7 protein-coding genes are annotated in these 12,149 nt (G+C 71.8%); 4 read left to right on the top strand and 3 right to left on the bottom strand.

The window, feature by feature from the left end; translation table 11 throughout:
• The first annotated feature begins 141 nt into the window (after window positions 1-141).
• Complete coding sequence (locus tag ABGB05_RS29840; RefSeq protein WP_347657258.1) at window positions 142-2,985, top strand: BTAD domain-containing putative transcriptional regulator; 2,844 nt, start codon at window positions 142-144, stop codon at window positions 2,983-2,985.
• A 132-nt stretch (window positions 2,986-3,117) separates the two neighbouring features.
• On the opposite strand, the gene ABGB05_RS29835 is transcribed toward ABGB05_RS29840, so the two are convergent.
• Window positions 3,118-5,145 carry a beta-galactosidase gene (locus ABGB05_RS29835; RefSeq protein WP_347657257.1) on the bottom strand — a complete coding sequence of 676 codons (2,028 nt, stop codon included), beginning with the start codon at window positions 5,143-5,145 and terminating at the stop codon, window positions 3,118-3,120.
• Between the two features lie 199 nt (window positions 5,146-5,344).
• Between ABGB05_RS29835 and ABGB05_RS29830 the strand changes: the two genes are divergently transcribed.
• On the top strand, window positions 5,345-6,061 hold the full coding sequence (locus tag ABGB05_RS29830; RefSeq protein WP_347657256.1) for a FadR/GntR family transcriptional regulator: 717 nt from the start codon (window positions 5,345-5,347) through the stop codon (window positions 6,059-6,061).
• Window positions 6,062-6,176: 115 nt separating this feature from the next.
• Here the strand turns inward: ABGB05_RS29830 and ABGB05_RS29825 are convergent, their stop codons facing one another.
• A complete protein-coding gene (locus ABGB05_RS29825) occupies window positions 6,177-8,168 on the bottom strand; it encodes a sialidase family protein (RefSeq protein WP_347657255.1) in 1,992 nt (663 codons plus the stop codon).
• Between the two features lie 166 nt (window positions 8,169-8,334).
• On the opposite strand from ABGB05_RS29825, the gene ABGB05_RS29820 reads away from it, so the two are divergent.
• Window positions 8,335-9,534 (top strand): sialidase family protein, encoded by a 1,200-nt coding sequence (locus ABGB05_RS29820; protein WP_347657254.1) that lies wholly within the window; start codon window positions 8,335-8,337, stop codon window positions 9,532-9,534.
• Window positions 9,535-9,593: 59 nt separating this feature from the next.
• Here the strand turns inward: ABGB05_RS29820 and ABGB05_RS29815 are convergent, their stop codons facing one another.
• A complete protein-coding gene (locus ABGB05_RS29815; RefSeq protein WP_347657253.1) occupies window positions 9,594-10,382 on the bottom strand; it encodes a FadR/GntR family transcriptional regulator in 789 nt (262 codons plus the stop codon).
• A gap of 132 nt (window positions 10,383-10,514) precedes the next feature.
• Between ABGB05_RS29815 and ABGB05_RS29810 the strand changes: the two genes are divergently transcribed.
• Entirely contained in the window at window positions 10,515-12,134 is a 1,620-nt protein-coding gene (locus tag ABGB05_RS29810; protein WP_347657252.1) for an ABC transporter substrate-binding protein, read from the top strand.
• Window positions 12,135-12,149 lie beyond the last annotated feature (15 nt).

The following is a 12,149-nucleotide window of genomic DNA, read 5'->3' as shown; positions in this document are numbered from 1 at the left end:
CGCGTACCGCGCCGCCGGACCACGCTCCGGGACGCACACGCCGGGCGGCAGCCTCACCCGTCACGGCTGACACTTCTCTGCCGTCCGCTTGACACTTCCCGTTTGATCAACACGTCCGTTGTCGCCGGTAGCCTGTCGCGCGTGGAGTTCCGACTGCTGGGTGCGGTGGAAATGTGCTCCGTCGACGGCGAGGTCGTCCGGTTGGGACGGCGCCAGGAACGCCTCGCCCTCGCGATACTGCTGCTGGAACCCCGCCGGGTGGTCGCCACCGAGCGGCTCGTCGCCCTGCTGTGGGACCAGGCTCCACCACCGATGGCCAGGACAACGCTGCAGAGCCTGATGTCCCGGATCCGGGCCGCGCTGCTCTCGGCGGCCCGGGGCGAACCCGGCAACCCGGCCCAGCTGCTGGCCCGCGGTGGCGGCTACCTGTTGCAGGTGGACCCGGAGTCGGTGGACCTGCACCGGTTCCGCCGCCTGGTCGACGAGGCGCGGATCATCAGGAAACCGGACCTGCGGGCGGCTCGGCTGGCCGCCGCGCTCGACCTGTGGCGCGGACCGGCACTCGCCGACGCGGCCAGCGGGGCCACCCGGGAACGGCTCTGCGGCAGTCTGGAGGAGCTGCGGTTCGCCGCGATCTCCGACCGCATCGACGCGGAACTCGCCGCCGGTCGACACGCGGACCTGATCGCCGAACTGTCCCGGCTCACCGACGAGCATCCGCTCCGTGAACGGTTGCACGCCCAGCTGATCACCGCGCTCCACAGGTGTGGCCGACGCGCCGACGCCCTGACCGCGTACCAGCGGGCGCGACGGCTACTCGTCGCCGAACTGGGCCTGGAGCCCGGACCCCAGCTCCGGGCACTGGAGGCGCGCGTCATCGCGGACGACCCGACGGGCGGCGCCGACGACGACCAGGAGCCGTCGTTCCCGGCACCGGTCGTGCCGGCCCAGCTCCCGCCGGACCTCGTCGGGTTTGTCGGCCGGGCCGGGTACCTGCGCCAACTCGACGCGCTGGGTGCCGGCGAGTTGATCGGGGCGGCGACCGGCATCTGCGTGATCACCGGTACCGCCGGCGTCGGCAAGACCAGTCTCGCCGTCCGCTGGGCGCGCCGGATCCGGGGACTGTTCCCGGACGGACAGCTGTACCTGAACCTGCGCGGGGCGGATCCCGAGGGACACGTGGTGAGCCCCGGCGACGCGATAACCGCGTTCCTGGCGGCGTTGGCGGTGCCACCCGAGCGGATCCCCGACGCGCTGGACGCCCGGGCCGCCCTGTACCGGAGCCTCATCGCCGACCGGCGGATCCTCGTGCTGCTGGACAACGCGCACGACGCCGCCCAGGTACGCCCGCTGCTGCCCAGCGCGCCCGGCTGTCTGGCGGTGGTGACCAGCCGCAACCGGATGTCCACCCTGGTGGCGATGGAGGGTGCCCGGCCGGTCTCGGTCGCCCTGCTGACCGCCGACGAGGCGCACGAACTGCTGGTCAGCCGGCTCGGTGCCGAGGCGGTCGCGGCCGAGCCGGAGGCGGTCCGGGAGATCGTCCGACTCTGCGCCGGGCTCCCGCTGGCGCTCGTCGTCGTGGCTGCCCGAGCCGCCACCAATCCCCATTTCACCCTGGCCGCGATCGCCCGGGAGCTGCGAACGGCCCGGGGCGGGCTGGACGCGTTCGAGGGGGACGCTCCGGCCTCCGGGGTTCGGGCGGTGTTCTCCTGGTCGTACCAGACCCTGCACCCGGGCGCGGCCCGACTGTTCCGGTTGCTCGGCCTACACCCGGGTCCGGACATCGCCCTCGCCGGCGCGGCCAGCCTCGGCGGCCTACCGGTCGGGCAGACCCGGTCGCTGCTGGCCACGCTCGCCGCCGTGCACCTGGTCACCGAGCTGTCCCCGGGCCGGTACACCCTGCACGACCTGCTCCGGGCCTACGCCTCCGAACTGTCCCCCGCACACGACACCGAGTCCGACCGCCGGGCAGCCGTACGTCGGCTGCTCGACCACTACCTGCACACCGCATACGGCGCGTCCCAGTTGCTGTACCGCGGGCTGGACGCAATGGACCTGGCGCCACCCGACCCCGGGGTCACGGTCGAGGACCTCCCCGACCAGGTCGCCGTGCTGGACTGGCTGACCGAGGAGCATCCCGCTCTCTTCGCGGCCCTGAACCACGCGGCCGGGCACGGGTTCGACCGGCACACCTGGCAGCTCGCCGCGACCCTGACCCCGATCTTCCTCCGCAACGGCCGCTGGCGGCACATGGTGCACCGGGCCGTGCTGGACGCGGCGGACCGGGTGACCGATCCGGCGGGGAGTGGACACGTCCACCGCATCCTCGCCATCGGACTGGCCGGGCTCGGGCGCACCGACGAGGCGTACCGCCACCTCCAACAGGCCCTCGACCTGTACCGGCAGGCCGGTGACCTCGCCCTCCAGGCGAACGCCTACCAGGGCATGACCTGGGTACGCGAACGGCAGGGCCGCTACGAGGAAGCGCTCGCGCACGCCGAGCAGGCGTACGCCCTGCACGAGGCAGCCGGCGCGGGCGTCCGGCTGTTCCACGCGATCAACAACCTCGGGTGGTGCCACGCCCGGCTCGGCAACTACGAACAGGCACTCGCCTACTGCCAGACCGCGCTGGAACGGGCCATCGAATTCGGCGACACGCACGGTCAGGGCACCATGTACGACAGCCTCGGTTACATCCACGGCTGTCTCGGCGACCGGGAGCGCGCCGTCACGTACTACCATCGGGCTCTCGACCGGTACCGCGCCGAGGGCAGCCGCTACCTGGAGACGCGGACCCTCGACCACCTCGGCGACCTGCACGCCGCCACCGGCGACCTGCCCGCCGCCCGGGAGGCCTGGCGCCAGGCGGAGACCATTCTCGACGGAATCGGTCACCTGGACGCCGACAACATCCGGGCCAAGCTGAACCCGGTGTCGCCGGTCAGCGCCGCCGGGGCGTTCCGGACCCGTCCGACCGACGACTGATCCGGGCCGTCGCGGGTCCGGTCGCCCGCGACGGCCGTGGAGGTGGATCGCCTCGCCCACCTCGCGGGCGGTCCGCGGCCGGGGCGGCCGGGAGAGGGCCCGCCCCGGCCGGGTCCGACGGGCGGCCGGCGATCAGCCCGCGGGCGCCGCGAGCCGGAGCACCGCGACGGCCCGGGGTGCCAGCTCGACCCGGTCCACCGGCTCGGTCCGATCGGCCAACAGGTCGACCGAGGGCCCCGGCAACGGCACCGAGACAGGTCCGGCACCGTGGTTGAGCAGGAACAGGTACGACCGGTCGACGCCGTGTCGCTCGATCGCCTGCACCCCCTCCGGCAGGTCGGGCAGGACCGGGGTCACCCCCGCGTCCGCCCGGGCGAGGTCTAACAGGCGCCGCATGGCGTCCGGCTCCGGCCGGGTACCGAGATACCACGCCACACCCCGCCCGTACTCGTGCCGGGTGACCGCCGGGCGGCCGGTGAGCTCACCGTCGGCGAACGTCGCCACCACCCGCGCCCCCTCCGGCTCGATCCACTCCGACCAGACCGAGCCGGTACGCCGCTCGCCGTCGAGATCCAGTCCCACCGCGCCGTCGACCGGCAACGGCCAGAACTCCTCCACCCGCAGCCCGAGCACCTCGCGCAGCGGTGCCGGGTAGCCGCCGAGATGGACCCGGTCGCACTCGTCCACGATGCCGCTGAAGAACGACACCACGAGGGTCCCGCCCGCCTCGACGTACGCCCGGAGCCGGGCACCGACCGACGCCGGCATCAGGTAGAGGTTCGGGACCACCACCATCCGGTACGCCGAGAGGTCGGCCGTCGGCGGCACCACGTCGCAGGTCACGTGCGCGTCGAAGAGCGGCTCGTAGTGCGCCTGCGCGGTGCCGAGCAGGTCGAGTACGCCGGGGTGGGCGGCGCCCTCGACCGCCCGCCAGTTGTCCCAGTCGTGCAGGAGTGCCACCTGTGCGCGTACCCGGGTGCCGACCAGTTCCCCTAGATCGGCGAGTTCCCGGCCGAGCGCCCGGACCTCCCGGTGCGTCCGGGTCTGCGGGCCGCCGTGCGGGACCATCGCCGAGTGGAACCTCTCGGCGCCGCCGGCGGACTGGCGCCACTGGAAGAACAGCACCGCGTCCGCCCCCTGCGCCACCGCCTGCCAGCTCCAGAGCCGCATCAGCCCGGGCGGCTTGGGCGCGTTGCGCTCCCGCCAGTTGACCGCGCCGGGCGCCTGCTCCATCAGCAGCCACGGCTGGCCGCCCCGGGCCGACCGGACCAGGTCGTAGCCGAACGCGGCGGCGACATGGGCCCGCGGGTCGAACGGCTCGGGATAGCTGTCGAGGCTCACCACGTCCTGTTCCGCCGCCCAGCGGTAGGAGTCGATCGGCTTGTGTACCAGGCCGATAAAGTTCGTGGTCACCGGCACGTCCGGGCTGTGCCGGCGGACGATGTCGCGTTCGGCGAGGTAGCAGTGCAGGATGGCGTCGTCGCTGAACCGTTCGAAGTCCAATCGTTGGGTCGGGTTGCCGAAGGTGGGGCTGGTACGCGGCGGGAGGATCTCCGCCCAGTCGCCGTAGCGCTGGGACCAGAACGTCGTCGACCACGCCGCGTTGAGGGCGTCCAGGCTGCCGTACCGGTCCCGCAGCCAGCGGCGGAAGTCCGCGGCAGAGACGTCGCAGTAGCACTGGCGTACGTGGCAGCCGTACTCGTTGCCGATGTGCCAGATCCGCAACGCGGGGTGGGTGGCGTACCGGGCGGCGATCCGCTCGACGAGTCGCCCGGCGTAACGGCGGTAGACCGGGCTGGAGGGACAGTAGTGTTGACGGGAGCCGGGCCAGAGCCGGGTTCCGTCGGCCCGGGTCGGCAGGATCTCCGGGTGCAGGCGGGACAGCCACGGCGGGGGCGAGGCGGTCATGGTGGCGAGGCTGGCCCCGATGCCCGCCTCGGCAAGGTTGTCCAGCACTCGGTCGAACCAGTCGAAGTCGTACCGGCCCGGCCTGGGTTCGACAGCGGACCAGGAGAAGATGCCGACCGAGACCAGGTTGACCCCGGCCTCGACCATCAGCTTCGTGTCCTCGGCCCACACCTCGGGGGACCACTGCTCCGGGTTGTAGTCGCCGCCGAACCAGATTCCGGACAGCTTCGGGTCGGGCTCGCGTTCGATCATGGGAAGGACTCTCCTCTGAGCACCAGAGCGGCATTCACCCGGAAATCGGACGTAGGACGTCCATCGTTCGAGTCGAAACTAGGACCGGCGGTGCGCGGCGTCAAGACAGGGCAGGTGTAAATTGGCCACGGACAGACGGCGCACGACTACGGCGATGTGGGATGTCGCGCCAGCCGGGACCTAATCCTGGAGGGCAGCCATGGCCAGGCGCAGCGGCGAGACACTCCAGGAGCGCATCGTCGCCCTGATCCACGACCGCCAGCTTCCCGCCGGCGCGCCGATGCCGACCGAGACCCAGCTGATGGAGCTGCTCGAGGCGAGCCGCAACAGCGTGCGCGAGGCGGTTCGGGCACTTCAGGCGTTGGGCATCGTCGAGATCCGGCACGGGTTCGGCACCTTCGTCGGACGTGCCTCGCTCGACGTCCTGAGTCCGTCACTGGAGTTCCGGATCAGGTCCGGCCCACAGGGCGGCGTACGCGCGCTGCACGACCTCATCGAGGTGCGGGAGATCCTCGAGACGGCGCTCGTCGCCCAGGTCGCCCAGAACACCAGCCCGACCCGGCTCGACGCGCTGCGCGCCCTGGTCACCGCGATGCGCACGGACCTGGAGGCGGACCGCGCCTTCCACACGCTGCTCTACGAGTCCTGCGGCAACGACCTGGTACTCCAGCTGATCAACCTGTTCTGGCAGGTGTACCACCAGGTCGAACCGCTGCTCGGTACGCCGCGGGAGGACAAGGAGCTGATCGTGGCCAACCACCGCCGGATCGTCGACGCGCTGGCCGCCCACGACCCGGTCGCCGCTCAGGACGCGATGCGGCGACACTTCCACGACGTGAAGCAGCGGATCGCCCGCGCCGAGGCGGCGACCGGCACCGGCACCGGCACCGGCGACCCGACGGACGGCACAGCCTGACCCGGTCGGTCCCGCGACCGCGACGCCCTGCGGCCCGACGCCCGCACGAGCGGCGGGGAAGGGCCGGCGCCGGCACGCCTCCGAAGGAGGAGACGCGCCGGCGCCGACCCGCCGGTCAGCCGACCCGCTCCATCGGGAGCCAGAGCCCGAGCCGGCCCTGGATCGGCAGGCCACGGAGGCGGATCAGGTCGAGTTCGGTCGGGGTCAGCGCCCGCCGGTAGACCCGGACGTCGTCGAGCGTGCCGCGGAACCGGTCGACCCCGTCCACCCGCTGTCCGACGTGCAGGCCCTGCACCCCGAACTCCTTGCCATCGGTGACCGAGCCCGGCGGGCAGGTGGCCGAGGCGACGACCGCGCCGTCCACCCGCAGCACGAACTGTCCGGCGGAACGTTGCAGCACGACGTGGTGCCACTGCCCGTCGTTGTAGGCACCGGCCGACTGCACACTGACGTTGAACCGGTCGACCATGATGAGCGCCCGGATCCGGTTCGACGCCGGCTCCGCGCGCAGCCAGACCTGGGGGGTGGTGCCGCTGCCCGTCCGGTACGCCCAGAGCAGCGCGTGCGACCCGGTCGTCGCGGTGTACCGGAACCAGGTCATCATCGTGAAGTCGTCGCCGGCCACGTCGATCGAACGGTCGAACGGCACCTCGACCCGGTCGTCGACACCGTCGAGTTCGAGCCCGTTGCCGTAGCGTCCGGGTACCGTGCCCGCACCGCCCCGGACGTACGCGTCGTTGCGGTGGTGGGTCAGGTCCGGGGTCCGCGGGCCCGGTGCGGGCGGCCCGGGTATGCCCGGCGGGGTGCCGTTCGGGGTGGCCAGGTACGCCTCGTTGAACCGCGCCCAGCGGATCGACTCGTACGGCGTCGCGACGCCGGCCTCGTAGTAGAGCCCGATCTCGTCCGGGCCGAGCCGGACCAGGTCGGAGTAGGCGGCCGGCCCCCACCAGAAGACCTTGCCCTGCTGCCACGGCTGCCAGCTGCGACCCTCGTCGAAGGAGGAGCGGACCGCCATCGCCTCCCGGGCCACCGGGTGTGCGGGCGCGGAGAGCAGGATCCGGTTGGTCCGGTCGCCGGTGTCGGTGGCCCGCAGCCGCAGCGTCGCCGCCTGCACGTCCGGCAGGGCGAGGTCGATGGTGCGGAACGGCCGGTCGAACGTCTCACCCCCGTCGCTGCTGGTCGCGTACGCCCGGTGCCCCGGATCCGTACCGCGTTCCCGGGCCAGCGCGTAGACCCGGCCGTCGGTCAACTCGACGACCGTCACCTCCTGGGCGATGACCGTGCCGTCGGAGTACGAGCCCTCGGCACCGATCTGCCAGGTCTCGCCGCCGTCGTCGCTGTACAGCAGGTGGGTGCCGTAGCGGTGCGGCCCGACGCCGTCGTACGTCTCGTGGCTCGCGCCGACGACGAGGCGGCCGGCGTGCGGGCCCCGGGTGAGCTGGATGCCGTGCATCGGGCCGGTGGCGTACCAGAAGTTCCACTCCGGACGCTTGCCCTCGGTCATCTCCCGGGGCGCCGACCAGGTGACCCCGTCGTCGTCGCTGACCTGCACGTACGGGTCCCGGTCGCAGCCGTTGGGGCAGGGCTGCGGACCGTTGTGCGTGCTGACCAGGACGATCCGGCCGGTCCGCCGGTCGACGATCGGCACCGGGTTGCCGTGCGTGGAGCCGTTGCCCTCGGAGACCACCTGCAGCGGCCCCCAGGTCCGGCCGCCGTCGAAGGAGCGCCGCAGCACCAGGTCGATGTCGCCGTCGTCGCCGCAGTCGGCGACCCGTCCCTCGGCGAAGGCGAGCACCAGCCCGTTGCCGGCCTCGACGACGGCGGGGATCCGGAAGCAGGCGTAGCCGAGGCTGCGCTGGGCGAACAGCACCTGTTCGTCGAGGTACGGCGCCGGGCCGGCAGCCGGCCCGGCGGCCGAGGTGCTCGCCGGCCGGGTGGTCGGCGACTCCGGCGCGGCGGCGGCCGGCCCGCCCAGCGGTACCACGAACAGCCCGGCACTGAGCGCGGCGAGCACGCGTCGGCCGGCTTCGCGGCGAGAGCGGGGAACGGTACGGAACGCACGGCCCGGGCGGCGGCCCGGCGGCTTCTTCTCAGGCGCGTGGATCATGTCGTGCCCTTCGGAGAGGAAACAGGTGTCGGTCATCCTATGTCGGACGTGGGATGTCCACTACCCAGAGCGGCGTCGGAGGACGACCCGCTTGACGATCGGGACACGTCTGCTTAACGTCTCGGTGACATAGGACATCCTATGTCTAGAGAAGGGACTACCGAGCATGACCGCACATCCGCGGCGCTGGGCCCTGGCCGCGACCGGCGTCGCCCTGGTCCTCGCCGCCACCGTCACCGCGAGCGTCCCCGCGGTGGGAGCCCGCCCCTCCTGCGCGACCTCGGTGCCGTACACCTCCGGTGCCGAGGGGTACAACGCGTTCCGGATCCCGGCCGTCATCGCCACCCGCTCCGGTGCGCTGCTCGCCTTCGCCGAGGGGCGGCTGGCCGGGCTCGCCGACGCCGGCAACATCGACACGGTGGTGAAGCGCTCCACCGACGGAGGCTGCACCTGGGGTCCGCTGCGGGTGGTCCACGACAGTGGTCCCGACACCGCCGGAAACCCCGCCCCGGTGCGCACCACCGACGGCCGGATCGTGTTGCTCACCACCTACAACGCCGGTACGGCGACCGAGGCGATGATCCTGCGTGGCGAGGTCACCGCCGAGCAGAGTCGACGGGTCTTCGTCCAGTACAGCGACGACGAGGGCGTCACCTGGACCGCGCCCCGGGAGATCACCGCCGACGCCAAGCTGCCGAACTGGCGCTGGTACGCCACCGGGCCCGGGCACGCCATCCGACTCACCCGGGGTACGCACGCCGGGCGTCTGGTGGTCCCGGCCAACCACTCGATCGCGCCGCCCGCCGGCTCACCCGACCTCGGCTCCGAGGCGAAGTACTACGGCGGGCACTCGCTCTACAGCGACGACAACGGCGGGACCTGGCGGATCGGGTACGTCGACGACAACACCGACGGCTACGTCAACGTCAACGAGACGACGGCTACCGAACTGCCGGACGGGCGAATCTACCTCAACACCCGGGAGCACAACGGCACCGCGCCAGGAAACCGCGCGGACGCGTACAGCGCCGACGGCGGCGCGAGCCTGACCGTCCCGTTCCGTCCGCAGGCCACCCTGGCCGGGCCGGTGGTGCAGGGCAGTGTCCTGCAACTGACCGGCCGGAACGCTCCGCTGGTCTACTCCGGACCGGCGGACCCGACCAGCCGGGCCGCGTTGACGTTGCGGGTCAGCCACGACCGGGGCGTCACGTTCGAACCGGCCCTGGCCCTGTCGGGTCTGCCGGCCGCGTACTCCGATCTTGTCCAGCTCGACAGCGCCACCCTCGGCGTGCTGTACGAGACCGGGGACTTCGGCGCCAACGAGACGATCACGTTCCGCCGGGTCCCGGTACGCGACCTGACCTGACCGAGGTTCGTCGTCCCGGATGGCGGAACACGGTCGTGTCCGCCATCCGGGACGCCCCGTCAGCCTCGGCCCAGCCGGGCGAGGCGCTCGCGTACCCCGGCGAAATGCGCCCGCATCGCCGCCTCGGCCGCCGGCCGGTCCCCCGTGATCACCGCGGTGTAGATGTCCCGATGCTTGCGGGCGACGTCTGCCGGCGCCTCGTCCGGCGGCCCCAGGTCGTCGCCGAGCTGGTGGTAGACCTCCCAGAACGCGCCGAGGAGCTGGCCCACCAGCGGGTTGCCCAACGGGCGGTAGAGCACGTCGTGGAAGAGCCGGTCGGTTTCCGGGGTAACGGCGCCGACACGCGCCTCCGCCTCCATCCGCTCGATCAGTTCGCGAGCTGGTGTGAGCCGTCCGACCAGGTCGTCGCCGCCGTGCCCGTCGATCAGGCGCTGGGCCAGCCCGCTCTCCAGGATCTCCCTGATCTCGATCAGGTGACCGAGGTGGTTGCGCTCCTCCTGCAGCGTGATCCGGCTGTGGAAGGCCAGCTCGTCAACGAGGCCGCTGAGCGACATCCGGCCGACGAACATGCCGAAGCCGTGCCGGATCTCGACGATGCCGAGGGCCTGGAGGACCTTGAGCGCCTCCCGGACCGAGTTGCGGCCGATGCCCAACTCCTCCATCAACTCGGACTCGGTGGGCAACGGGTCGCCGGCGGTCAGGCCACGTTCCAGGATCAGGACCTTGACCGCCTCCTGGACCTCGACCGCCCGGCTGAGCCGACGGCGCCGAACGACAGGACCGGCGTGCGCCGGTTCGGGGGGAGGCCCGGCGGCACCGCGACGCTGGCGCCCATCCTGAAACACCACGGACATCTCCTGGACGTTGGCCCTTGACCGACGGCGACGCCGGCCCCTAGCCTCCCACTATACCGGACATGGGATGTAGGACGTCCAATGTCAGCACCGCCACCCCACTTCGATGGCAATCCAGGAGGCATAGTGAGCGACCCGGTTTCCCGGCGCGTCCTCAGCCGCCGTGACTTCTTGCGCTACAGCGGGACGTTGGGCACCGCCGCGGCCATCTCCGCGACGGTCTCCGCGTGCAGCGGCCCCGCCTCGACCGGCTCGGCCGGTGCCGGCGCCGACAAGGACCTCGTCACCGCCGTCATCGGCTACGGCAACAACCAGAGCTGGGACCCGACGATGACGGCGTCCGCCTTCTCCATGGCCGCCAACAACCACATCTACGAGGGTCTGGTCGACACCGACCCGATCACCCGGGAACCCTACCCGGCGCTCGGCACCGCGCTGCCGTCCGACCTCGCCGCCACCACCTGGCGTTTCACCCTCCGGGCCGGCGCCAAGTGGCACGACGGCCAGCCGGTCACCGTCGACGACGTACTCTTCAGCTTCGAGCGGGTCCTCGACCCGGCCGCGAACGTGCTGGTCCGCTCCTTCTTCGGCGCCTGGCTGCAGGAGGTACGCAAGGTCGACGAGAGCACCGTCGAGCTGGTCTTCAAGTTCCCGTTCCCGGACGCGCTGCGACGCCTGACGATCGCCAAGATCATGCCGAAGCACGTCTTCGGCGCGCCCGGCGGCTGGGACGCCGCGAAGTCCGGCACGGCGATCGGCTCCGGCCCGTACCGGATGGTCGCGCACAACCCGACCTCCAACACCACCTTCGAGGCGTTCGCCGACTACAACGGACCGCGTAGGCCGACCGTCAAGCGGATGAACTGGCTGTCTATCGTGGACGCCTCCGCCCGGGTGGCCAAGATCTCCGGCGGCCGCGCCGAGGCGCAGATCGCCGACAACATCCCGTACGCCAACATCGACCAACTACGCGACGGTGGCCTGACGGTCGAGGGCGGCAAGGGCATGAACCACATGTTCCTGATGTTCAACACCGCCCAGCAGCCGTTCGACGACGTGCGGGTGCGCCAGGCGCTGCTGTACGCCATCGACACCCAGAAGATGATCGACGTCGCGCTCAAGGGGCACGGTGCGCCGGCCACCAGCTTCCTCAACGCCGAGAACCCGTCGTACGCCCGGGCGAAGACCGTCTACAGCCACGACCCGGACAAGGCGAAGGCGCTGCTCGCGGCGGCCGGGGTGAACGACCTGAAGGTCACCCTGATGGCGGTGAACGTCAGCTGGATCGCCGACTGCCTGCCCACCATCGCCAACTCCTGGTCGGCCATCGGGGTACAGACCACCCTGGAACCGCAGGACACCGCCGCGCTGTTCACCAAGATGGACCAGTCGCAGTCGTACCAGGTGGTGGCCGCGGCGTCCAACCCGAACCAGTTCGGCCTGGACGCCGACCTGATCCTGCGCTACAACTACACGTCCGGCGGCACCTGGATGAAATACACCAAGTGGGACGCCAGCCCGGCGGCGAAGAGCCTCTTCGACCTCATGGACCGGGCGGCCCAGCAGCCCGACCCGGCCCGCAAGCTCCAACTCGTGCACCAGTACCTGGACCTCGTCGCGGAGCAGGCGGTGCTCTACCCGGTCGTGCACACCGAACTGATGACCGCCTGGGACCCGAAAAAGCTCACCGGCGTACGCCCGCAGGCGTACCCCGGAATCACCCTGCTGCAGTCACAGCGCGTCTGACCGGGGGGCGGCGCC

The sequence above is a fragment of the Plantactinospora sp. B5E13 genome, from assembly GCF_039871775.1.
In the GTDB taxonomy this organism is placed as follows: Bacteria; Actinomycetota; Actinomycetes; order Mycobacteriales; family Micromonosporaceae; genus Plantactinospora.
The sequence above is the reverse complement of the archived record's forward strand: the minus strand, read 5'-3'. Positions and strand labels throughout refer to the sequence as shown.

What these genes read in the sequence shown, in the direction of transcription:
- ABGB05_RS29835 (WP_347657257.1), bottom strand. Translation starts at nt 5,145, where the DNA reads ATGATCGAACGCGAGCCCGACCCGAAGCTGTCCGGAATCTGGTTCGGC.
- ABGB05_RS29830 (WP_347657256.1), top strand. Translation starts at nt 5,345, where the DNA reads ATGGCCAGGCGCAGCGGCGAGACACTCCAGGAGCGCATCGTCGCCCTG.
- ABGB05_RS29825 (WP_347657255.1), bottom strand. Translation starts at nt 8,168, where the DNA reads ATGATCCACGCGCCTGAGAAGAAGCCGCCGGGCCGCCGCCCGGGCCGT.
- ABGB05_RS29820 (WP_347657254.1), top strand. Translation starts at nt 8,335, where the DNA reads ATGACCGCACATCCGCGGCGCTGGGCCCTGGCCGCGACCGGCGTCGCC.